Below are 23,594 nucleotides of genomic sequence, written 5' to 3'. Positions count from 1 at the left end.
GTCAACACCATGGCTTGAAAGCCCTACCCCAACGGTGAGCCGTCGTTGCACAATGTGGGTGCAGCAGATCCATCATTCGGCGTCACGAAACCGCGCTTTGAACTGTTCTAGCCAAGCATTAGCCATCGACGAATAGGCTTCGCCATCGCCTGTCGCAGCTTTTAGTTCGGCCAACGTGCGATCTCGCAGTAGTCTTAGTTTCGATGCAATGCCTTCCGCCGGAGTGCCAACAAGGGCAGTGGCCACAGGCAGCGCCTCCAAATCCTCAATTGAGCCTGCGAGTTCAAGTACCAAATCACCAAGGAATTCAAGCCGTCTTAACAAACGGGTCCGATCTTGAACCAGCTTCAGTCGATTAAGGCCGTATATCTGAATCGATGTCGCGCCGCGCACTTTCTGACCGGCGTCACCCTTAGGCACGATTAGCCCAGCAGGGTGCGCCGGATCGAAGCTGTACATAAGGCTGGCCTTGGGATCGTCGCGGCAGGGGTCGATCAACAGAGCGTGTTCACCGGTGAAATCGGTTGCCTGATAGACCGCGCGCGCGCCAATCGCCGCCAGTGGAAAACTGTCCTTCTTTCCGGCTTGGCCAGCAACCGGTTTGGCATTTGCGGCTGAAGCAGCGAGACTTTCCGAGACGACAAATAGCTTCTGTCCTCTTCGCCTATTGCAATCGATACAGCTTGGAAGAAGGTTCTCCCAGTCCATCGCTATCCACCAATAGCCGCCATGCGCCTCGTCTTCTGCAACGGCGCCTTTGGGTCGGTAGTGCTCAACATCGACGGGCGCGGATGCAGCGTATGAGGTTTCGCAATACGCACATTTGCCGTGGAATAGCGCCTCGAGCGCCGCCTGGACATCGGCTCTCTTGTAGACGCGATACTTGAATGCCTTCTTTTCGGGGTCGGGATTATCCCGATGCGCTCTGGCGGCCTCCAATTCCTCCTCTCCCGCCGCACCCGGGAGTAGCGATTTCGGGGTGTCGACCGCTGATCTTTTGACGCGCCGCACGATCAGAGCGCCTCGAGCGCCGCGAGGATTTCGGCCTTGGCTTTGTCGCGCAATCGTTTGAGCGTCACGCTGCTGGCAATGCGTCGACGCTGGAGGTATTCCGCGACCGCCTCCTGCACTATTCGGTGAACTTCGCTTGAGCCGACCGGGATCGCTGTAGCTATGTCGGTCTCGAACTGCCGAAGGATCTGTTGGTCGCTATCGGTAAGCCGTTCACCTTCAGCTTTCGCCCTGATGAGATCTCCGATTTGCGCGAGCCGACGGTCCGATGCGGCATCGTCGCTGGACAGAAGTTGGAAGAAATCGGAAGTCAGCAACTGATCGATCCTTAGATCTGCGACGGACGGTAGTCCCTCTACCTTTTCCACAACGATTGGCATCTGGGTTTCGCGGCTGCTGTCAGCGGCGGCCACGCGTTGCAGTACGACCACCTCTCCTTCGCCCATGCCTCGCAGGCAAAGCGGATCGTGGGTCGTGACTATGAACGACATGCCGGGGAGTGCTGCACGCAGGCTAGTCATGACTTGAACCTTCCAACGCGGATGAAGATGCGCCTCGATTTCGTCGATCAGCGCAACGCCCTGAGCTGTCTGGAAACTCTCGAACCCCTCATAGACTTGTGGGTCGAGCAAGCCACGCATGATATCGCACAGCATCGCCAGCATCGACCGATAGCCTGACGAAACCGACTGCAGCGGGGCGCGGCTATAGCGGATCTGGCCGTTCGGTTCGGTGATTGAAGTGACCATGCGCAGTTGGCGCGTACCGCGCTCGCGCTGGATAACGTCGAAATCGCCCTCGATCGACAAAAGATCGCGCAGCGTTCGAATGACCATGTTGAAGCGATCTTGCGGCAGCGATTTCAACCAGGGCTCGGGGTTAGACAGTGTACTGCCATCAAACAGATTTCGGATATGCTTGTGTGGGGCCGGCCGCCTGCTGGCCGTGTGGAAGCGTCGGAACGCGCCATAGGCGAACACCGGCACCTGCTGGTTTCCGAGCTCGCTGCGCACGACAGCGGCTCCCTGTTCTATCGCCAGACTAACGGATTGCCCGGTCGCGAGCGCGACCTGGACCCTGGCGTGCCTTTGGCCGCCGCGCGTGCGCTCCTGACCAAGTTGTGTGGGGTCGAGCACAAAACGCGACCATAAAATATCAAGTGCGGTGCGCGCGGCCGGCGTGGTGACCGCAAGTGCGATCGCCTCGAGGATCGAGCTTTTACCGGTCGCATTCTCGCCGAGAATGATGAGCGATGGTGCCCGCCGATAGGACATACCCTCAGGTGTCTCGACCGGTTTTGCGAAACTCAGTTCGAGCTGCTCTATCGCCTTGAAATTGGTGATTTGGACAGAAGCAATCGGTGCCCGGACAGAATAGACTGATTCGACCGTCCAACGACCGGCACGCAGGCCATTGTCTTCCCGCGCGATCGCTTCGAGCGCGGATTCGAGACGTTGCTCGGCGTCGGGCTCACTGGCCATCCTGAGAAAGAACGCGCGGATCTGCGTTCGAGAGCTGCGCACACGCACGCCGCTCGAACCGCCGATCCAGCGCGCGAGCCGGCGCAGCAAGAGGAACCAGGTGCCGCCGAATTCCGTTGCTGCAAAGTCGAACAGCTCCTGCCAGTCCGGATGCTCCCTTTGCAGGTCAGGTGAAGCAATAAGCCGGGTCAACCGACCGATCAGCATCTGGTAGGCGTGGTAGCGCTGGTTGCGACGATCAGAGCGGTTCAGATTAAAGACGAGGACCGTAGTCTCGCCCTTTTTCGATTCGCCGATCAATTCGCCGTCGAGTTTGGGCAAAAGATGCTTTTCGAACTCACGATCGCGGCACGGATCGAGCAGCAATATATCTTCCTTGGGCGGAAAGGATGGCCACAATCCGTTGGCATTCTTGACATAGGTGTCGATCTGCCGAAGCACCGGGACAGGCGCGCGAGAAGCAACGACTGGAAATTGCGGCTCTGGCGGAATACAGCCCGTGCAGATCGGGTAGAGGTTCTGCCAGGCATCGACGAGCCAGAGATAGTAGAGATGTGCATTACTCGACGAGGGCAGCGGCAGCGCATTTCCCGCTGGGCGGAAGCGATGGACGAGAAGCTTGTCGCTCGCTTCGCAAAAGGCGCAGCGACCCCCAGTCAACGCGCTCACCGCATCGACGACCTGTTCGTCGTTCGCCGGTATGCTTGGTGCAGGCACGCTCGTCTGGGAGCGACGCTGTCGTTCGAGCGCCCAAAACTCGCGCATCCGTCGCCGCGCGTCGTCGGCTACTTGAGAGCGCAGGATCAGAGGGGCTTGTTCGGGGCGGTCAATTCTCTGCATTTGCCAACCCGCCAATTGAGCGATCCGAAGAAGGCATCGCCTCGAACTGCCGGACGCGATCGACAACTTGCGAGAGCGTCCAGGAATGCAGATCACCATCAGTGATTGCGTGTTGAAAGGCGCGAGCGCGTATATAATCGCGGTAGCGCGGCTCGGGATGAAGCTCGGCGATCTCGAGAATCGCCCGGTAAGTCAGCTCGCCGGGAATTTCCGTCAGCATCGCTAATAGACGCTCGCGCGCATCTTGCGCGTCGTCACGAAGTGTCGGCGAATAGACCCCCTTTCCGGCTCGATCGATGTCATCGGCGACCGGGACGACGCGGTGCATGACCAGATAAAGGTCCTTTAAGTAGGTCGGGGCGCGAAAATTCCCGAATATGGCGCTATTTTCACGGCGGCCGCCGAGCAGCCCGACGACGAATTCAAGCGCAAACTGCGTCCGGTCTGCAAGGGTGCCAGATGCCAAAAGCTTGGCGAGCGCAGCAATCGCCGGCGCCGGTTCGCAGTCCGCCCACACCGCGTACCAGGTTGGTTGCTGGCTCTCCGGAACCGTGACGTCGCCGATCTTGCGGCGAGCGAGCGCCGCCAACTCAGAAGGCGTGGCCCCACCGCCGACGATGATGGTACGGCAGTAGCGAAGGCAGTCCTGGTTCGGCGGATGATGGTTCTCAAGCCAGTTATACAGCAGCGGCCCGATTTCAGTGTGAAGCCAGGAGCCATAGTACACCAGGTCGCTCAGGACATAATGAAGCGGCTCGTCGGCGGGGCTGTTCGCAAGCTCCCATTCGACCTCCTTCCAGATGAAAGCGCGGCCGACCTTGGGCCAGGCACGGTAGAGTGCTTCGAACCAGCGCGGGAAACCGTTGAGCTCCCATATGGCATAGCGAAATGCACGGCGAGCGTTGCGCAGCTCGAGTTTCGGCTTCGAATCGTCGCCAAGTTCGATGTCGAGGCCAGCCATGGCAAATATGAGAGCATAGGGGATCGAAGTGGTGTTGCCACCTTCTGATCGCAGGCCGGGCTTATATGAGCGCCACTGGGCAACAGCTGCATCGCGATAAGCCTCGGCCACCTCGGGGCCAAGCTCTGGGATCAGAGATTGCCAGTCTGCTCCGCGGGCCCGGCTTCCGCTCATGCCGTCGCCCTCGATCATCCGCAGCAGATTATATTGACCATTGCTCAGCTTCCCTGGCCTGACGCCGGGCGGAGCACGAATGATTTCGGGATCGGCGATGACCTCGGCCACGAAACGAGCCCTGTTGCTTGCTAGCGTCCGGTCGCGGTTCTCGCGCTCGATGCGATATTTACGCTCTTCCTCCTGGTGGCTGCGTGATTTTTCCGAAATCGGTGGGTTGAGCCTTGCCTCGAGCGCCGCCTCAAGCACCGGATCGCCGGCCACCGCGTCTCGGAGTTGGCCGAGCCAGACAGGAGGGCGACCATTCTGTTCATAGGTCCGGAACGTGCGCGAAAGTGCCACAAGACGGTCATCGGCGAGATCGCGTTGCCTGATCCACGCAAGTGTTCGCGCAAAACTCGAGGCATCGAAAAGCCAGAAATGACCCACCCAGCTGATCGGCCAGTCATCGTCAAGCACCCCGCCGGTAGCCGTCTCGGCGGCACGATACTCAATGACGGTCCACCAAAAGAGGCTATCATTCAGTTCGGCCCACGCCGGAACGAGCTCGCCAACCGAGGATTTGCGATCCTGGTAGATGTCTGAATGCCAGAAGCGCAAGGCAGGCGCAGCGGCAAGTATGGCGAGCGATGGTTGCGCCAGGGCGGCTGGCGACCTCGCAACTGTGAGGCGCTCGATGCCGTACAGCGCCGGACCCATCAGCCACCGATATTCCTTGGATACTCGGCATTCGCCGCGTTCAATATGCGGTTCGCGCGAGAGGAACAGCTGAAAGCCGGCGACGAGTGACGCAAGTGGCCCACTGTCTGGTTCGCCAGTATCGAGAGGAAGGCGGCCCACGAAGCTGTTAAGCCCTTGGGTAAGCCCGGTAACCTCGAATTCTGTCCGAGCTTCGAGCCGTTCGATTGACGCGAGCAGAAGTCGAACCGTAACGTCGTCTGCCGGCGCATGGACGGCGAATTCCGCCAGCAGCCGGCGGGGCAACGTCTCCTCATTTGCGTTGACCTCCCGCCACAGCCGATACAGTTGCTTGGCTGTCCCGACCCTTGCCACCGCGCGGATCGAAACGAGGCGGGAATAAATGCCACGCGCCGGATCGGACGCGATCTTGGCCAGGGCATCGACACATCCAGCCATCTCGCCCTGCCATGCAAGACGGCCCAGTACGAAGAGCGCATCATCATTGGTTCTATGTCGATCGATCAGTGCGAGAACCTGATCTTCGAGGTCGCGCTGGGCAATTCGCGCTATTGCGCTATTGTCCAATCCCCGCAGGCTGGAGGTCGGCGCGATCACCTGATCGATCAACGTCGCAAGCAACTTTTGGCGGACCGCAAGCGGCAGCAGGGCAGCATCGCCTCCTTCGATCGCGATTTCAGGGTTCGTTGCCAAGACGCGGTCGCGTGTTACGCTGTCGAACAGAATGAGCCAAGGAAGAAGCGCTCGTAGTCTCGGCGGCAAGATGTCCTCACCATACTGAGTGCGGTAAAGAAGCACGTCAAAGTGCCCCCGACCACCCACGCGGCCAAACAGGTCAGCCGCCCATTCGGCGGCTAACAATTCGCGGACTTCACGATGTCGGAAGCGGACTTCACCGTAGATTGGGTCACCGAATACGCCGGTCGTCAGTAGCGCTTCGATTTCCGGCTTTTCCCAACTTGGCAGCAGGGCTTCGGCGTCGAGCGCCCCTGTTGCGGTTGACCTTGGCAGCCGGATATTGGGGACGCCGGTCAGTATCGCGGCGATCGCGATAAGGCGGATGGCGCTGGAGGCTCGTTCGAAATTGAGCGCCGGCGCACCGACTGCGGCCCAGTCACGCAAGAACTGCCGACGGACCCCGCCTTGCAGGATCGCCAGCCGACTGGCGAGGGCTCCGGTCTCGAGCCATGTCGCAATGAGATCCTGGAGGTCGAAGGGCAAGCGCGCTAACGGCAGCAGGCCCCCGCGTTCGAGCGTGTCGAGGAAGGCATCGATGTTGCCGACCCCCAGATACGCAGCGAACTGGCGAATGTCGGCGTCGTCGAGCGCCGCGAGGATGTAGAGGTGGAAGGCCGGTGGATTTGGTGTGTCACCGGACTTGCTTTGAGTCTCGACCTTCAGCGCTTTTTCGTCAGTTTGACTGGCCTCACCGGTGTTCTCTTGGCGCTGTGCCTCAAACGGCAGAACTTCATCGATGAGCGCACGATCAACGACGGCTCGCCAGGCATAGGGTCGGCTCGATATGTAAATGTGTGCGCGATGGCGCGCGTTACGGATTCTCGCCGCGAATGCGCGTATGGCGACCTCGAACGCGCGCTGCTCCGACAGTCGTATCTCGTCGACGGAATCGAGGAAAAACCAAGCCTCGCCGGAGTCGACAAGCCAGGCATTGAATGCCTCCTCGGTTCCAACCTCGAAGGCTTTTCCAAAAGTCTCGCCAATATCTTCGATGCGAATGAAGAACGCGGGTTTGCCGTCGGCCGCAAGGCGCTCGGCCGACGCCCTCAGTTCATGGGTTTTGCCAGCACCGGCATCGGCGAGGATGACAACTCGGTATTGACCGACAAGGCTATCCCAGCCGCTACGATCACCTTGTCCAAGGCTTGGCAAGACCTCGTCGAGTGGCACGTCCTCGCGTTGGTAAGGCTCGGGGATAATCGTGAATTTGCGCGTTAACGGGACAGACCGCATTATCGCGCGATTTCCGCATCTATTGTCGGTTGCTCATCATCAACGTGGATGCGCGCTTCGAACCAAGCAGGAGAGAACCTGAATCGCATGTTACCTCCAAAAGCCATTTATGGCGTCTTCTGATGACGAGACGACGGAAAATTTGATGTTTGGCACCGCGATCTTAGGGAGTAACTATTCGACTAAAGTCAAGTTTGCCTGAGCAAGATCATCTGCATCGCTGCGGTTGGTCGGCGAAAAGTAAACATCTGCAATGGCCCAACATGGTCATTGCAACAGATCCTTAATTAACAGTGGTCGATCGGCAGACAAAATCGCCTCGATGTGAATCAATCCTTCGCATTGCGTTCTCGTCTCAGTGGCACTTCCGAGTAGACCGGCCATGAACATGGCGGCTTTCCGATCGCGTTTCCGAAAGCTCGGTCCGCTGCCTGCCCTATCGTCGCCATCAATAGTACTCGCCGGAGCGGCGGAACGGAGCCAGGGATAAACGCACATGTTCGCCTTTTGTGCTTCGAAAGTCGCATAACGCGCGCATGATTTCGACGAACGCGGCTATCTTTTCATCCGCTGTGAGAAACCTGCGTTTGACGGATGCAGTGGTGCTACGCTTGTGGAGCCCCGGGGCGTCTCTATGCGGCAATCCCTCATCGTGAGCCGATGCTATTGTGCAAGTTTCGCAGCACTGCGGGTGGCGATATCGCCCAAGACAGCATGAAGAAGCGTTCCAACTTCCTGTTCGGCGACCCCGGGTGCAATTCCTGATTCGGACAGTTGAACGAGAATTGCCTTGGCGGTGTTGCGCCAGAAGGCGTTCGCGTCCTCCCCGTTCTTGGATTCCAGGACCCGGGCGATCCCTTCGACCAACTTCCGCCGCCGATGCAGCGGAAACGCGCTAATGTTTGAATCACACATCGATCACCTCACCCCTTCAGTCGCGCGAATAAGCATTGGCGGGTGAGAAAATTTGGTTAACAGCGCTTTTGGACAATGGTCAGCAATGGAATAAAGCGTCTACCCAACAAGCCAATAGGTGTGCCGCGTGTTGATGATGGGCGCGTGCTGAACGGCATGTTCTGGGTGGTGCGCTCCGGTGCTCCATGGCGCGACCTGCCTCAGCGCTATGGGCCGCGCACCACCGCTTCGTCCGATGGCGAAAAGCAGGTGTGTGGCTGCGCAGTAACGAGTCTACAGCCTAAGGTTTGCGGAGCCTCACGCCGGCGCGGCTGCCGTTCTCCGGGATGAACTCGACGCCGGCGGCCTAGAGGGCGACGCGCAAGGCAGCAACGGTTCGCTCTTGTGTGGGGCCCTGTCGGGCCGCGACATCTACTTAATGTCTACTCTAGACAGTAGCCGCGACCATAACTTTTGATAGCAAGTCAGGGTCGCGGGATGCCGAGCCGCTTGAAATACCGAGTTAGGTCCGGGTGCTCGCGATCGTCCTGCCTCAACCGCGTCGTCATCGCCGGCGAGCACCATAACCAAACCGGGAGCGCTTATTCTCGACGGAGCGCCGGGCATTGTCTGATTGTGAAGACGGTGCTTGATCACCAGCCGCCTGAGTGTGTCGTCGCTTGCGTTGTACCTCCCGTGGGATGTAGAGCGGCCGAAGCCGTTCGGCTGTTTCTGGCGCTGTTTTGACAGGGAGCGCATTGGTCATGCGGCCCATCGCGCTTTTCTGCGGCCCGCCGTTTCGCCCGACATCACGGAACGATATCGGCCCCCATGTATTAGAAACCCATGGACACTATGGAACCCCATGGCCACGGGATGGTGGCCGATATTTTGATATCGGAAGTTGCCAATACCAGGCAGCGCATTCACCGGACTGAGCTCGCGCTTCAACGCACTGAAGAAATGCTGGCCGAAAATCTCGCGCTGTGCAGCAGGATACGAACTGCGGTCGAGGCCGCAGACCGCTTGATGGAGATCGATCCACCCAGCTTTGAATGACGTCGCGCGGGTTGAACTGGGCCGGCGTTTCAGTTTCGCGGCCTTGCGGCACCGTCCCGCAAGAGCCTGCCCTACATCACAGCGTGAGCAAACATCGGACAGAAGCATTCCAACGTTCACCGACCCAGACCGACACGAATCTTCAGTTCAAAGAGCGAGGATTAATGCTGCGGCAAACGAAGGGGCACCGGGGGCTTCGCGCGAGCCAGTCATCCGATCTCCCGCTCAGAAATTTCTCCAAATATTCCGACCTCCTGATGGAACCCATTCGTTGCGGGCGAGTTGCGGCTCATTGGGACGGACTTCCCGAATATGACAACGAGCAACAAAGCAGACCATCAGTCTGTCTCCGAAGCGTTTCGGAAACTGATCCGTTCCGAAGGCTATCGTCATCACGTACAAACGTTCTTAAATCTGGAGATCGAACCAGAACTGCCGCCAACCCTACAGTCATTACTTGCGGCTATTGATGGGGCCAAACAGGGGCCGACGGAAGAAGGTCCCTAGCCGGCTGGCTGAGCGCCAAAGCGGAAGAGTACAGAGGCTCGCTCCGTACTTGTTTCTCTGGTTCCCGCTCAGAAATTCCGGCAAACATTTCTTCTTGATTTTTCCCGACAGAGGATCATGAATGTCCCCTTGGGTTCTCGCTGAGGTGGGAGGCCTTGTATGAACGTTTGGACGAACTGCCGACCCGACAAAGTGACTGCCAAACACCTTGTTCACGAGCTGATCCTACAAGCCCGTCGCGGCCAAATCATCTCCGTCAAAGAGACTATCGCAGCGGTGCGCCGAGACGGGCCACATCTGGCGGAAACTGGCTGCGAGCTGGTGAAGTTTATTGTCAATGTTGCCCCAGCCTTTGGCCTGTTCGTCGGGTTCGATCTTCGCGAATAGCCTCATGGCAACCCATTGGTTCTCGCCTGCGGTGTACGTCAGGACAGACCGACCTGGATTGTGGGAGAAAGGCGGCTCGAGGCGCGTCAATAGGATCGAGGAGGAGCATGAGGGTCTTCGCGAGCTGGTGTCCGATCCCCACCACAGAAATTCTACAAAGATTCCTGACTGTCGCGGCCTAGCACCGTGCCAATTTGTACGATTTGTACATGGCGTTGATGTCCGTCAGGAAGTGAGTAGATTCCCCTTCGGCGTGTCCCTGGGGAGGGCTGGATGAGCGTCGCGCAAAGGGTCGGTCCGCTTCTAGAGCAAGCAATCACTGTACTCCTCAACAGGGCGGACCGTCGCGATACGGTCTCGATCAAAGCGGCACTACGCGAAGCGCGGGAGGCTGCGCCTTATTTGGTGGCCTCCGACGAAGAACTAACCGAGGCAATCATCGAGGCAGCAACTGCCATGGGCCTCTGCGTGGCTTTCGACGGTCGCGAGTAGCTGTCAGCCAACTTCAGTCACTGTGGCATCGCAACGGAAGCGCGCAGTCCTGCGTCATTTTCAATAGTCAGAGGTAATCCGCAATTACCGTCGCAAGCTGCTAAATCTGCCTGTAGAACGGGAACTGGGCTGAGCAAAAGTATTTGCTGGAGGAACTTGATCGGGCCGACAAACAGTGACGTATGGCTCTCCACTGGTTCAACCCTCCGGTCCCGGTCAAGACCGAGCGTCCCGGGATCATCCGCAACGTCAACAACGCCGAGACAGCCGGCGAGGAGCTGATGAAGTGGACCAAGCGTGGCCCTTGCTGGGACCTCGCGGTGCGCGTTTGCATGGCCGTGATTTTCGACGAGATGGAACCTGAGGAGGCCCGCAAGGCATTCCTGGCTGCTGCAAAAGAGGAACATTACTCCCCCATGACAAGTAGCTAAATTGGATGCGGTACAAGGTTCTAGGTGCCTCTGACCAACACCGCCCTCGCGAAAGGAGCCCGCCGCCGGTGAGGGAGAGGCGACGGACCCCCCCACAGCGGCTGCACATCCACGAAGATCGACCGCTGCAAGCTCTAAACCCGCGAGGGCCTACATCGTTCCTTAGCTGCGGCTAAAGCGGGGTTGGTCAGCGGGCTCTTCCCGCTCTAAGTTCCCTCTTATGGGTCCCCTCTGGTTCTCTCCCCCGGTCTACGTGAAGACGAAACGTCCGGGCATTCGCAATGGGGTCAGCCACGTCGAGGGAGCCTCCGTGAGTAGCGGCCGGTGCCCATGGGTATGTTGGGACGGACCCGCTAGGCTGTCCGAATGCTGACCAAGGCCGCACTGCTCGAAATGGACCCCGATCCGAAAGCGTTCTCTCTGGTCGGCGCATTTATGGGCCATTTTGCACTTCTTGAAACTGGCATCGGAGCTTGCTCTGGGCGAGGTACTTGGCGTCTATGGGGCACGTCGAGGTAAGGGGACCGGAACCGGAATGTCAGGCTTCTAAAGCCGATGTCAGAAACCGGATACGGATGTCGAAAAGGCCGACCGCCTCGTGTTCGACCTCGACCCCGATGAAGGCCTCGATTTTGAGGCCGTCCGCGCCGCTGCCTTTCAGTTCCGCGCTATCCTTGAATCGCTGGGGCGGGGTCGCGCTGACCAATCCTTGCCCAATCTGTAGCGGCCGACGCGGGAAGAAGGCAGTAAAGTCGGGATTTAAACGGCAACGCGGCTCTCATGGCCTTGCCTGATCGGAACCTGCGGAGATCGGCCTCGTTTGGCTGAAGCCATGGCAAAGATAAATCCGAGGACCGTCGCCAGTCTTTTGAGGGAATACGCACAACGGGCGTCTATGCGCGGCGACAATCCCTATCGCATAAAGGCATACTTGCGCGCGGCAGACAGTCTGACGGCGCTGTCGCAGCCGCTTGACCGGATCATCGCCGCCGGCGCGCTCACCAAGATCCCGGGGATCGGTGACGCGATCGCAGGCATCGTGACCAAGCTTTACCAAACCGGCACGCACCCGAGCCTTGAAAAGCTGCGCGAGGATGTTCCAGCGGGCGTGATGGAGCTGTTTGCCATACCCGGGCTTCGTCCTGATAAGATACTGAAGCTTCATCAGGCGCTCGGCGTGAACTCGCGGGCGGAGCTCGAGGCCGCAGCGAGAGAAGACCGCATCCGCCCAGTCAAAGGCCTCGGCGCCGCGCTTCAGACAAAGCTGCTGCAGAACCTGGCCATCGTGCGAAGCGGCGAAACGCAACTTCACCTGCACAAGGCCGCCGCTCTTCTCGAACATGCGGTCATATCGGTGAAGCAAGAGCATCCAGGGTTTTCGCGCGTCGAAATTGCAGGCGACTTCCGGCGCGGTTGCGAGCTCGTTTCCGACTTCGCCCTGGTAGCGCAGGGCAGAAAGTCGACTGGAATCGAGGACACGACCCTCAGGCTTGTTGTCACGGACAGGAAGCACTTTGGCGCGAGCCTGCTCGAAGCAACCGGTTCGGCAGACCACCTTGAGCAACTGAAGACGTTCGCGGCCGACAAGGGATTCACCCTAAACGCCGACGGGCTTCATCGCGGGAGAAAGCTGATCGCGTCAGCGACAGAAGAAGAAATCTACCAAGCTCTAGACTTGCAGTTTATCGAGCCTGAATTGCGCGAAGGCAGGGACGAGATTGAGCGGGCGGCAAAGCAGAAGCTACCCGCCCTCATTCGGGATGAAGATCTGCATGGCATCCTGCATTCTCACACGACCGCATCCGATGGCACCGAAACGCTTGAGGCAATGGCTGAAGCCACGCGCAAGCGCGGTTTCGAATACTATGGTGTCGCCGATCATTCGCAGTCCGCTCACTACGCAGGCGGCCTTTCGTTGCAGGAGATTGCTGAACAGCACCGCGAAGCTGACCGGCTGAACAAGGCATACAATGGAAAATTTCGCATACTGAAGGGCATCGAAGCGGACATCCTGGCAGATGGCTCGCTCGATTACCCGAATGATATCCTGGAGCAGTTCGATTTCGTCGTCGCGAGCGTGCACAGCCGCTTCAAGTTGCCCAAGAAGGAACAGACGGAGCGTATCATTGAGGCGATCGGAAATCCTCGGACGACAATCATCGGGCACATGACCGGTCGCCAGCTGTTGCGCCGGCCCGGTTATGATCTCGACGTCGACAAAGTCCTCAAAGCGTGTGCGAAACACGGCGTCGCTGTCGAAATCAACGCACATCCGTGGCGACTCGACCTGGACTGGCGCTGGCATCAAAAGGCACTCGATCAGGGCTGCATATTCAGCATCAATCCGGACGCTCATTCGATCCGCGAGCTCGATCACATGCATTGGGGTGTCGAGATGGCGCGCAAGGGCGGTGTCCCTGCGAAGCGGGTCCTGAACGCGATGCGTTTGACGGCCCTCCTTGCGCATCTCGCACGGCGCAGGCAAACGTGTTAACCTGCCTGTGCGCCCGGCCTATCAGCGCAGGAGTCCGTCATTCTCAAAATCTCCCCAGCCGCGCAAACTGGAGTGCGAGTTCTCATCGGGGCCATGGCCAGCTGAAGCTGCAGTTCCGCGACCGCTTCTTTGAGCACGTTTCATAGCGGCCTTGCCCGCGGCTCGCCGCCTATTGTCTGCAGCTGTCGCTGCGTCCTGTTCGCGCCAGACCGTAACCAGGTCGCGGTCAAGCACATCCTCCACGTGCTGCGGGTCGAACACGTGAAAGGTGATGTTCCTTGCCCGCCCGCGGAGTTTCACCGTTTTCGTCCCGGCGCTCTGCAAGCGACCATCTTTCAGCCAGCGGTGCCGTTCGGCCGTCGAGATCGTCAGAATGTCCTCGATTTCACGGGGGATTACGGGCAGGTCTTCGATATTCTGCAGTGCTTTGGATACGATCCCGAATACCACTTGCACATCATTCTCAGCGCCCTCAGACAGGCGCAGGGTAAGCACGCGGGACTCGATATGGAGCAGTTTCCTGAACTCCGTTGGAAGCCGGGCGCGTATTTCGAGAAAAATACCCCTCGCTCTGACGGACGATCCAAACGTTGCAGCCGGGGTTAAAGGCCACTCTCCAATTAGCTTCGCTGTTGCATTGATTTTTCGGCGCGTGGACATGCCCCTTTATATAGGTCACCGATTGTCGGCAGCGATGAGCCGATCGCAAAGCCAACATGAGTTCTAATCCGCCAGCGGTCTGAACCACGATGCCCTAAAGGCGCAACCACGATTGTTAGCGGGGCCGCTTGCAACTTCGGCTAACAGGAAGCGGCCGAGTTGATCTCGAAGTGCGATATCAGGCGCGTTGCCGCCTGGCGGCTGTACGTGGGCCACAACCTGACCGTCCGTGATTGGGAGCCACATGGCTAAAGCGGCTGTTCCGCTATTGAGCCTCGACATGCGTTTTCGGGACCCACCCCGTCGGTTTCAATCGCGAATCCCGCATCGATCGCGCTTCGCGCAATGAGATCGCCAAGTTGCCAGTCCGTGAGTTCGCAAAAGGGAAGCATTCTCCTCACGGTGTGGCTAACCTCGGATATCGAAATGCTCGGGCTGCCGATGTTGTCGATCAGGTGGCGGACAATCGCTTGGCGAACGTCCGATAAGGTAGGCGTCTGCGCGAGCGCAGGCATCACCGGCCCTATGAATGGAGCCGTGATTCTGCGGCCACGGCTGTTTTTAAGTCGAACGCGACTGGCACACCGTGAATAATGGATGCTGCCGCCAAGAGCTCCTCCAGCTCGCGGTCGGTGGCCCTGCATGCGGGCATGAGTGTTCGGATGGCGCGGATTGCCTGTGCTATCGAAAGGAAGTGGGCCTTGCCTTTGGAGAGAACATAGGCTTCGGCGGCTCTTTCAACCGTGACTGTGTCAAAAGTGGTGGTCATCGAGAATTCCTCCCTGAACCCTGACCCACACGATTTACGGCACGAATTCGGTAGCTTGCAAGGGTTTGTCTGATTTAGGACCGTTACGCGGAGGCTAGGCCGAAGTGACTTTGCTCCTCCTCCCCGTAAGCACCATGCGTGAGTCGTATCATTCCGACGCGGTCGATAATCGTGATCTCGCCGCGCTTGGCGTGAACCAGCCCCCGATATTCAAGCATTTGGAGGGCCGTGGTAACGCCGGGGCGCTGGGCACCAAGCATTGTCGCCAGGAATTCATGCGTCAGGTAGATCTTATTTCCTTCGACGCGGTCTTGGACCATCAGCAACCAGCGGGCCAAGCGCTCCTCGATTTTGGAGTGGCCGTTGACCAGTGCCGTCCGGGACGACTGGATGAGGAACGCGTGGGCATAGCGAAGCAGTGACTCGCGAAGGGATTGGCTCTCCGCAATCGCAGAGCGAAGAGCTTCAACCGGGAGGATCCAGCCATTACCTGCGACTTGGATATAGGTTTCATTGGGCGACTTGTCCTGGCCGAGAATAACGGCAACTCCTGTCATGCCGTCGTGGCCGACGATGCCGACCTCGCTTTGCCGCCCTCCGGTCATCGTAGCGACCACCGACGCGATGCCCATCTCTGGAAAATACACACGCTCGATCGGCTGATAAGAGACTTCCAGCTGGTCTTTGATGTTGAGTTCGACGTGATGCAGTGACGGCCTCAAAAGCGCGAAATCCTCCGAGGAGAGGGTTTTCAATACATGGTTGCGAAGAAGGGATTGGGGCATGGCTCTCTCTCCCATGCGGGCAAGAGCACGTACCTCTTACTGGCGGCTGCGTCCGACGCGCTGGCGGCCGATGTGGGAAGCATAGGCTTCAAATGTGCGGTTGGCAAAGAGTCCGTGCCTGGCGAAAGGCTCGGGGAATGTCGGCTTGAGTCCCGTAGGTGGTGGGCGCTTCTTATGACTTATGAGGCCGGTCACGAATGTCCGGAACCGGCCTAAGCAGATCGGCAGGTTTCGAGCATCGAGTTGGCAAAAGCAGTCGTTCAGCTCACGTGATGAGTTTCGGGCGCCGTCGCCTTGCGCTTACCGACATTGTGCTTCACCCGTTCCGGCCCTCTTCTTAAGCGCAGTAACTTTGAAACAAATCCTGCCGGCAGGCGTTCCAGCATGACGGGCGGCGTTGCCGGAGGACCCAATCCCCGACGAATACAATGACATCGTCATCCCCCAAAACCACGATGCATCGCCACTTCGTGAGGAGGAGTATTTCGTCCTCTGGCCGGCGTGCGGCCAAGCGTTCGACATGTATGGCAGAGGCGCTTCATCACAACGAGCTAGGCCACGAGCCATACGACCTCGACTCGTAGTCGGCAGTGATCGACGACCGTCGATGATCGTTTGGAGATGTCCCTTCAGGACTCTATACGAGCCGGGTCGAGACCAGCACCGAGGGTAAGCTCTCGCTCATCTGGCCGGTCGCGTTGCCGACCGATCGGCTTGACGAATCCCTGTCGCGAGGGCGGATCTTCGCCGGCGCGCTATGTCTTGACGATACCTTGCGGGCTTTCAGCAACGACTTGATGCCGTTGGCCGTCGTCGATGCGGCCGCGGCCGACCGAAAGCTTCGACAACGTATGCACCGCATGCGACAGTTGTTGTTCATCCAGGGCGACGGCGCCTACTCCACCGCAACCATGTCGCCCAGTTCTGTCACGACACTCCGAAGCAGACCTGCTCCCGGCATCGGGTGCCGGGACCAACATGTGATCTCCATAATGCGTAAGAGCCGGAGGCGACAAGGCGCTCATTGCAGAGAAAGGTTAACGATCGATCGGATGCCCGCGTGCCTTCACGCGCAATGTTGCTGGGCGCCTCCTTCGACAGCGCGCACATGCGACACGTCCTGGCCGCGCGCGCCGCCTGTTGCCGAGAGCGACGATCGCGAATGCGCGAACGGCTGGACGGCAGGTGAAGCGGGGTCGCGATAGGCGCACATCGGACTTGCTTCACCGGTAGTCCGAAGACGCCAGCGACGCTATCTGACCGAAAGCAAACAGAAGCTAGGCGTGCCCCACTGAAAGCACAAGCAAGCGCAAACGTTCCTGGACTGATGCTCGGCTGGCGGCAACTTGCTCGCCAGCCGAGTTGAGTTCAGGCGGTGGTCGGGGGGAGACTGGCCAGCAACACCTGGTGATTCCAACCTTTGCCGATGTGCCAATCAGCAACCTTGGTCGGTCTTTTTCACCTGGCCCGGCGCGGCGGTCTTGGCTGTCGTGTCCTGCTGACCAGGCGCCGCCTGCTGAGCGCTGCCAGTCTGCTGGCCGGGCGCGCAGTCTCTGGCCGAGTTCGGATTTGTGGTGCCGCTGGTCGTGGTCGTGTCGGTGCCTTGATCGCCGGACATGTTGGTGCCGCTGCTTGTCGTGCCGGTGCCCTGATCCGTCGTGCTGGGCATGGTTGTCGTGGTCGAGGTTCCGCTCGTCGAGGTTCCGCTCGAAGTTCCGCTCGTCGTCTGGGCAAAGGAAAGTCCGGCCGACACCGCCAGCACGGCCGAAGCCAAAAGGATGCGTTTCATCTTCTTTCTCCTGTCTGAATGCGCGGGATGCGCCTGGCAAATCGAACAGGCAGACAGAAGGAGTGTTCCCCGATGAAGTTCAATTTTTGTAACTCTGGTCGTAGGTCAGCCTTAGGATGGCCGGCGTATATTAGAAGCCTCTTGAAGAAGACACTGCCCGCACCAGAATCCATGGCATGGCTCGGGCAATAGGCATTGGTGACCAGGTGGCGATTACTGCCACGGTTCGAAGGCGGATAACAGAGGACCGCGTAAGCGTCTCTATCCCAGGTTACGACTTTCCACATTCCATCATCGACCACACCAAGGTGAACCGAGGCCAGCAAATTGACCTGAAAGGCGAGGTCACGCGCATCGACGAGGACACCGCGACGATCGACCTCGGGCCACTAGTCACGGTCGACCGTGACAAGCGAGAAATATCGGCCGCCAAACCGACGGAAGGCACTTGTCGATGCCGCGGATTAGAACCGACAACATCGCCACAGGCTATAAGGGCAGGCCGCATGACGGGCCGGTAGAGGACGAATCGAAGCACTTTATCTACTGCCCAGTCTGCGGCCAAACGTTCGACGCGCGCGATCTTGGACAGGTCTTCCACCACGCTGAGCCGCAGCACGAGCCGCTTCCGGTCGAGCAATAGTCCAGCTAGTTGAGTTCCGGCGGCAGACCGTCATTGAGCCCCTTCAGCGCGCCACCGACGTACGTTGGATGAGAAAAGGGTGCTGCGTGCACCGCGCCTTCCCCGCGCGCCGATGCTCCACCTGGACCGCAAAAAAGTCCCGCCGCACTGCCAGAACGGCGGGACCGATCAAACGCTTTGCACCAGGCGGGGGGATGCGGGGGGGTGGCTTGCCAAGTGAGCGCGGACCGTAACCAACCCTAAGCGCCACAGCGGCAACGCGTCCACCAACCGCCGGTTGGAGCGACAGGACGATTGAGCCGCCGGCAGGTCAGGTCATCCCGGGTCGCTATCGCTCGCAACCAGACGGTAGCGGAAATTGTTGCGGATGTGGTCGTTGAAATAGCGGCCCTTGGCGAACGCGGCCCGGAACGCGGCAAAGGTTTCCGGCGGTACCCCCTCAAATTCGTACCGCTTGCCGCTGGCGACGAACCACACCGAGAGGGTCCTTCTATCCAGATCATATTCCATCTTGCGGATCCATGTGGAGGGCATGAGCACCACAGGCCGAGGCCCGCGCCCTTGCGGGGAGCGCGGGCCGATCGGGATACCGATCTGCAGCAATACCTGGAGGGGAGGATTCGCTGCGTGCACCGAACTTTCGCGGCGGTCCCGTGTTCCGAATCGAGATACACAAAAAGCTGGCTGCACCTTTCGGCATCACGCGGACGTTGGATTTCTGAGAAAGCGCGAGCGTCAATACTAACTTCTGGTGATGGAATTTTCCCGTGAGATAGGCACGCTCCACGGCGAAAGGAGTGCCCCGCCATGACCGTCCTCGCCTACAACCTTGCCAATGACATCAAAGGATTATGGAGGGTCGTCTTCGTGCCGGACGAACTGCATTTGTATGTGGAATTCAGCCAGCCAGACGCCGATACAAACCCGGCTGATTGGATGAGCGTTGATGATTTCCTTGCATGGCGGCCGAAAGGCGCACTCCACGAGCGAGCGCGCGACAGCTTGGTTTCGCTCATTTGCAAGGCGCTGACACGGCGATGAGACACGGGAAACCCGCACCGAGATCGAGTGCGAGCGCCGCGAGTGGGCCTAGGGCCTACAAGCCAGTGCGACCCCGCCGCTGGCAAACCGCGGCGGGCGAGTGCTCGGGGACACGATGGTAGATTGCTAATGCGTTCGCGCGTGTGGCCTTAAGTCGCAAACTATTGGCTTCAGAAGCAGGGCGTAGGGCTTCATTGATGGTGCTACCAACACCATATGGTGACCCATAGCCCTCCAAAACGAGAGAAGCTCGTCCCGACGGGTCGCACTGCGGCCGTCAGCCGGTAATTGCTACGAACTAGGAAACCATCATGCCTGAAAATATCAGACCAACTTCGAGAGACGTCCCCCTCATTCAGCTAGGCCTCTATCAGTGCCGCTTCCCGGTGAGCGAAGACGCTTCTGTACCTGGCGGTTATCGTTTTTGTGCTGGGCCAACTTCGCCGGATCGCGTCTACTGCGATCACCACCACAACATTGTGACCGCCGTGGACCCTCGTCGAGCCCGTTCGGGTCTTCACCTCGCTCAACGACGCGCCGCGTAAGCCTGACTGGCGGCGGCCTCCCGGCCAGGCGCTATGCGCTCCAAGGCCTTGGCTACGACGTTGCTGTCGGCTCGGTCTGGCCCATCCTGCCTTATGCCGTCTTCGCCGATGTATCCCCCGTCGCCCGATTGAGAACGACGACTTCTCGCCGAGCCTTTGAGCTCGCTACTCGCACAAACGCGTCGGCTCCAAAGGTTTGTCTGTCAGCACATCTTCAATGTGCCGGCGCCTGAAGCCCCAACATCTTCTGCGACCAAACCGCGTACCTGGCACCGCCGATCGGTTGCTGCGGGGGATTTTCGCTGTTCGCAGCTGAACAATGCCTATCAACCTTGTCATCGCACCTAGTCGCACGTAGCGGCCGTTCGAATTCTCATCGCTCGGCGCGATGTTTGGTCCGTCTGGCCAGAAGAGCGGAGCAAGCCATTGACACCCACGAAGTTGCTGATTGGGCAGATCGCTGTCGTATTCGCAATTGTCATTCTTGGCGTGTGGACTGCAACCCAATGGTGCGCCCACATGCTCTCCTATCAGCCGCCACTCGGCGCGCCATGGTTTGTGACAGTCGGCTGGCCGATCTACCAGCCGTGGAAACTGTTCGAATGGTGGTTCCAATTTGACGCCTATGCGCCTGAGGTCTTTGACAAGGCTGGCATACTTGCCGGAGCCAGTGGGTTCCTGGGCTGTGCCGCCGCGATAGCTGGGTCCCTCTGGCGCGCACGGCAGCGGGGGTTGGTCACCACCTATGGGTCCTCACGATGGGCCATGAAGCTGGAAATCGAGAAGGCGGGGCTGTTTCAGCCGGCCGGCGTTTTCCTTGGCGGACTGAATTATCGCTATCTGCGCCATGACGGACCGGAACACGTCATGGCCTTTGCGCCGACACGTTCGGGCAAGGGCGTCGGACTCGTTGTTCCAACCCTTCTTTCCTGGACCGGCTCGGCCGTCATTCACGACATCAAAGGCGAGAACTGGCAGCTGACCTCTGGCTGGAGGTCGAAGTTCTCGTACTGCCTTTTGTTCAATCCTACCGATCCGAGATCGGCGCACTACAACCCGCTGCTGGAAGTGCGCAAAGGTCCGAATGAGGTCCGGGACGTTCAGAACATCGCAGACATTCTCGTCGATCCGGAAGGCGCGCTGGAGCGGCGGAACCATTGGGAGAAGACCAGTCATTCACTCCTAGTTGGCGCCATCTTGCACGTGCTCTACGCCGAAGAGGAAAAGACACTCGCCCGTGTCGCCACCTTCCTGTCGGACCCGCAACGCTCATTCGCTGCGACACTGCAGCGGATGATGACCACAAACCACCTCGGCACGGTGGACAAGCCTCAGGTCCATCCGGTCGTGGCCTCGGCGGCTCGTGAGGTGCTGAACAAGTCAGAGAACGAGCGCTCAGGCGTTCTCTCGACCGCCATGTCGTTTCTCGGGCTCTATCGTGATCCAACGGTGGCCGCGGCAACATCGGCCTGCGACTGGCGCATTGCCGACCTTGTGGATGCCGATCGACCGATGTCGCTGTATCTGGTCGTGCCACCGTCGGATATCTCGCGCACTAAGCCCCTGGTGCGATTGGTGCTCAATCAAATCGGCCGGCGGCTGACCGAGCGCCTGGAGGGCGATCCAAAGAAGAGCCGCAAGCATCAGCTCCTGATGATGCTGGATGAATTTCCGGCGCTCGGTCGGCTCGACTTCTTCGAGACTGCGCTCGCCTTCATGGCAGGCTACGGCATCCGCGCTTATCTGATAGCGCAATCGTTGAACCAAATCTCCAAGGCCTATGGCGAGAACAACGCCATTCTCGACAATTGCCATGTGCGGATTGCCTTTTCCTCAAATGACGAGCGCACGGCCAAACGCATCTCGGACGCGCTCGGTACCGCGACGGAACTCAGATCGATGCGTAACTATGCCGGCCATCGGTTGGCGCCCTGGTTGTCCCACGTCATGGTAAGCCGCCAAGAGACCGCTCGCCCCCTGCTGACGCCGGGTGAGGTGATGCAGTTGCCGCAGGCTGACGAACTAATCCTGGTTTCGGGATTGCCGCCGATTCGCGCCAAGAAGTTGCGTTATTACCAGGATCCGAATTTCACGGAGCGAGTGCTGCCTTCGCCGGTGCTGCGCGACGGTGCCTACGCGGATCGGCCCACGTCGCGCCCGGACGATTGGAGCGGACAGGTGCGCGGCGTGGATCGGCGTCTTGCTGGCGATGACGACAGTGCCGGCGCGGCAATCGAAGACGGAGGTGTCCAGCAGCAGCGCCATCCGGGCCTGCGCGAAGAACGGACCCTCGTCGTCCAGGAGCCTGATCAGGGCGATCTGTTCACGCCCGCAGACGATGACTGCGAGACGCTCGCCGACAAGCGCGTCATGGATCGGATTTCCACTGCCGCACGTGCGTACGGCCTCAACGAGGGAATGGGCGACGACAAGGACATCGTGCCCGGCTTCTGAACGGCGCGCCATACGCGGGCGCATCTCAGCGTAGATAACGGCCGTAAGCGATTTCGAGGATCTCGACGATGCTCGTTCCCGTCGCCGGTGCATCAGCGCCGGTCAGAGGGACCGAGCAGCATGAAGCCCCACCGCATTCGTCACCAGTTTTTGCTTGAACCCGAGTTGAGCGAGAAGCTGGAGAACCTCAGCCGCAATCCATCGACCACCAAATCGGCCATTGTGGCGCACGCGGTCGAGACCTTTATCGAGCGGCGTGGGGAGAATGTACTCGACCAGCGCTACGGCAAGAGGCTCGACCGTCTTTCCCGCGACCTCGGACATGTCAGGCGCGATGTCGAGATGATCCTGGAGAGCCTGGCGCTCTTCATCCGCTTTTCGATCACGCTTCATGCTCACACGCCGGTGCCGGACAGGGCCACGCAAGCGATTGCCCAGGAGCGCTTCGACAAATTCGTCGAACAGGTCGGCCGCCAAATCGCTTCCGGGAAACGGTCACTTGGCACCGACGATCGCAGGGGAGGGGAAGGATGAGTTCTCATCCGGAAGCCGACCATCGCCGCCGCGTCATGCTGCGCACCGCCATGGGTCCGGCGATCACCGAAGCCCTTGCCGATCCGACCGTCATTGAGGTGATGGTCAATCCCGACGGTGCGCTGCGGCTCGACCGGTTGGGTGAAGGCCGGGTCGACACCGGCGTGCACATGCATCCTTCTGAGGCCGAACGCATCATCCGCCTGGTCGCCTCCCACGTGCGCGCCGAGGCGCATGCTGACAATCCGATTGTCAGCGCCGAATTGCCATCGGGCGAGCGCTTCGAGGGTCTGCTGCCGCCTGTCGTGCTGGGGCCATGCTTCGCCATCCGAACGCCTGCGGCGAAACTCTACACGTTGGCCGACTATGTCGCCGACCGGGTCATGCTGCCGCTGCAGGCCGATGCGCTGAAGAAGGCGGTCCGTGAGCGGCGCAACATCCTGGTCGCCGGCGGCACGTCGTCGGGCAAGACAACACTTGCCAATGCGCTGCTGGCACAAGTCGCCGATTGCGACGAGCGGGTGATCCTGATCGAGGACACGCGCGAACTGCAATGCGCGGCGAAGGATTGCGTTGCCTTGAGGACGAGGCGGGGGTCGGTCACGCTCGCCGATCTCGTGCGCTCGACCCTGCGGCTCAGACCCGACCGCATCATCGTGGGCGAAGTCAGGGGCGCGGAAGCCCTGGACATGCTGAAGGCATGGAACACCGGGCATCCCGGCGGCATCGCGACGGTTCACGCCAATTCGGCGCGTTCCGCTCTCTACCGTATCGAGCAGCTCGCCCAGGAAGCCGTCGTCACCGTTCCCCGCCGCCTCATCGCTGATGCGGTAGATCTGATCGTCTTCATCGCTGGGCGCGGATCCTCGCGCCGCATTGACGCGATCGCTGAGGTCACCGGTCTCGACAGCAGCGGTGATTACGCCGTCACCCCGCTCACGCTTCCGCAACTCCAGCAGTTTTGAAAGGTCAC

General features: G+C 59.6%; 20 protein-coding genes and 1 pseudogene. 12 read left to right on the top strand and 9 right to left on the bottom strand.

All coding sequences use genetic code 11. The annotated features are described in order from the left end of the window. Positions 1-72: 72 nt before the first annotated feature. The 4 genes from NKJ55_RS10090 to NKJ55_RS10075 form a co-directional block, all read right to left on the bottom strand. Positions 73-939, bottom strand: a complete 867-nt coding sequence (locus NKJ55_RS10090) for an HNH endonuclease family protein (RefSeq protein WP_352449761.1) — start codon at positions 937-939, stop codon at positions 73-75. Between the two features lie 74 nt (positions 940-1,013). Beyond that, positions 1,014-3,332: an AAA family ATPase gene (locus NKJ55_RS10085; protein WP_352449760.1), complete on the bottom strand. Its 2,319-nt coding sequence runs from the start codon at positions 3,330-3,332 to the stop codon at positions 1,014-1,016. Next, a complete protein-coding gene (locus tag NKJ55_RS10080) occupies positions 3,319-7,137 on the bottom strand; it encodes an NACHT domain-containing protein (protein WP_352449759.1) in 3,819 nt (1,272 codons plus the stop codon). The genes NKJ55_RS10085 and NKJ55_RS10080 overlap by 14 nt, the downstream gene beginning before the upstream one ends. A gap of 663 nt (positions 7,138-7,800) precedes the next feature. Continuing rightward, on the bottom strand, positions 7,801-8,052 hold the full coding sequence (locus tag NKJ55_RS10075) for a DUF6074 family protein (RefSeq protein ID WP_352449758.1): 252 nt from the start codon (positions 8,050-8,052) through the stop codon (positions 7,801-7,803). Positions 8,053-8,127: 75 nt separating this feature from the next. On the opposite strand from NKJ55_RS10075, the pseudogene NKJ55_RS10070 reads away from it, so the two are divergent. From NKJ55_RS10070 to NKJ55_RS10040, 7 genes and pseudogenes are all read left to right on the top strand, one after another. Then, positions 8,128-8,315: pseudogene (locus NKJ55_RS10070) on the top strand (transposase); the annotation flags it as partial. Between the two features lie 562 nt (positions 8,316-8,877). Further along, on the top strand, positions 8,878-9,090 hold the full coding sequence (locus NKJ55_RS10065; protein ID WP_352449757.1) for a hypothetical protein: 213 nt from the start codon (positions 8,878-8,880) through the stop codon (positions 9,088-9,090). 666 nt (positions 9,091-9,756) lie between these two features. Then, complete coding sequence (locus NKJ55_RS10060; protein WP_352449756.1) at positions 9,757-9,984, top strand: hypothetical protein; 228 nt, start codon at positions 9,757-9,759, stop codon at positions 9,982-9,984. A gap of 273 nt (positions 9,985-10,257) precedes the next feature. After that, complete coding sequence (locus NKJ55_RS10055) at positions 10,258-10,476, top strand: hypothetical protein (RefSeq protein WP_352449755.1); 219 nt, start codon at positions 10,258-10,260, stop codon at positions 10,474-10,476. A 182-nt stretch (positions 10,477-10,658) separates the two neighbouring features. Then, a complete protein-coding gene (locus tag NKJ55_RS10050; RefSeq protein WP_352449754.1) occupies positions 10,659-10,907 on the top strand; it encodes a DUF982 domain-containing protein in 249 nt (82 codons plus the stop codon). 598 nt (positions 10,908-11,505) lie between these two features. Beyond that, entirely contained in the window at positions 11,506-11,631 is a 126-nt protein-coding gene (locus NKJ55_RS10045; protein ID WP_352449753.1) for a hypothetical protein, read from the top strand. A 108-nt stretch (positions 11,632-11,739) separates the two neighbouring features. Next, positions 11,740-13,401: a DNA polymerase/3'-5' exonuclease PolX gene (locus tag NKJ55_RS10040; RefSeq protein ID WP_352449787.1), complete on the top strand. Its 1,662-nt coding sequence runs from the start codon at positions 11,740-11,742 to the stop codon at positions 13,399-13,401. A gap of 21 nt (positions 13,402-13,422) precedes the next feature. Here NKJ55_RS10040 and NKJ55_RS10035 read toward each other — a convergent pair whose 3' ends face one another. The 4 genes from NKJ55_RS10035 to NKJ55_RS10020 form a co-directional block, all read right to left on the bottom strand. Then, complete coding sequence (locus NKJ55_RS10035) at positions 13,423-14,061, bottom strand: hypothetical protein (protein ID WP_352449752.1); 639 nt, start codon at positions 14,059-14,061, stop codon at positions 13,423-13,425. Between the two features lie 523 nt (positions 14,062-14,584). After that, positions 14,585-14,830, bottom strand: coding sequence for a hypothetical protein (locus tag NKJ55_RS10030; protein ID WP_352449751.1), 246 nt, complete (start codon positions 14,828-14,830; stop codon positions 14,585-14,587). Positions 14,831-14,913: 83 nt separating this feature from the next. Next, positions 14,914-15,615 carry a Crp/Fnr family transcriptional regulator gene (locus NKJ55_RS10025; protein ID WP_352449750.1) on the bottom strand — a complete coding sequence of 234 codons (702 nt, stop codon included), beginning with the start codon at positions 15,613-15,615 and terminating at the stop codon, positions 14,914-14,916. Between the two features lie 1,435 nt (positions 15,616-17,050). Then, positions 17,051-17,404 carry a hypothetical protein gene (locus NKJ55_RS10020; RefSeq protein WP_352449749.1) on the bottom strand — a complete coding sequence of 118 codons (354 nt, stop codon included), beginning with the start codon at positions 17,402-17,404 and terminating at the stop codon, positions 17,051-17,053. A 454-nt stretch (positions 17,405-17,858) separates the two neighbouring features. Here NKJ55_RS10020 and NKJ55_RS10015 point away from each other — a divergent pair, with 454 nt between their 5' ends. Then, positions 17,859-18,047, top strand: a complete 189-nt coding sequence (locus tag NKJ55_RS10015) for a hypothetical protein (protein WP_023718729.1) — start codon at positions 17,859-17,861, stop codon at positions 18,045-18,047. A gap of 315 nt (positions 18,048-18,362) precedes the next feature. Here the strand turns inward: NKJ55_RS10015 and NKJ55_RS10010 are convergent, their stop codons facing one another. Continuing rightward, positions 18,363-18,581, bottom strand: a complete 219-nt coding sequence (locus NKJ55_RS10010; protein WP_352449786.1) for a KTSC domain-containing protein — start codon at positions 18,579-18,581, stop codon at positions 18,363-18,365. 273 nt (positions 18,582-18,854) lie between these two features. On the opposite strand from NKJ55_RS10010, the gene NKJ55_RS10005 reads away from it, so the two are divergent. The 4 genes from NKJ55_RS10005 (at position 18,855) to trbB (ending at position 23,586) form a co-directional block, all read left to right on the top strand. Then, positions 18,855-19,088: a hypothetical protein gene (locus NKJ55_RS10005; RefSeq protein WP_352449748.1), complete on the top strand. Its 234-nt coding sequence runs from the start codon at positions 18,855-18,857 to the stop codon at positions 19,086-19,088. Between the two features lie 971 nt (positions 19,089-20,059). Continuing rightward, entirely contained in the window at positions 20,060-22,087 is a 2,028-nt protein-coding gene (locus tag NKJ55_RS09995) for a conjugal transfer protein TraG (protein WP_352449746.1), read from the top strand. Positions 22,088-22,207: 120 nt separating this feature from the next. Further along, positions 22,208-22,621, top strand: a complete 414-nt coding sequence (locus tag NKJ55_RS09990) for a CopG family transcriptional regulator (RefSeq protein ID WP_352449745.1) — start codon at positions 22,208-22,210, stop codon at positions 22,619-22,621. Beyond that, the gene (gene trbB / locus NKJ55_RS09985; RefSeq protein ID WP_352449744.1) at positions 22,618-23,586 is read left to right on the top strand and encodes a P-type conjugative transfer ATPase TrbB; all 969 of its coding nucleotides are present in this window, start codon (positions 22,618-22,620) and stop codon (positions 23,584-23,586) included. The genes NKJ55_RS09990 and trbB overlap by 4 nt, the downstream gene beginning before the upstream one ends. The last annotated feature ends 8 nt before the right edge of the window (positions 23,587-23,594 follow it).

This window comes from Mesorhizobium sp. M0106 (assembly GCF_040322715.1).
GTDB lineage: Bacteria > Pseudomonadota > Alphaproteobacteria > Rhizobiales > Rhizobiaceae > Mesorhizobium.
The sequence above is the reverse complement of the archived record's forward strand: the minus strand, read 5'-3'. Positions and strand labels throughout refer to the sequence as shown.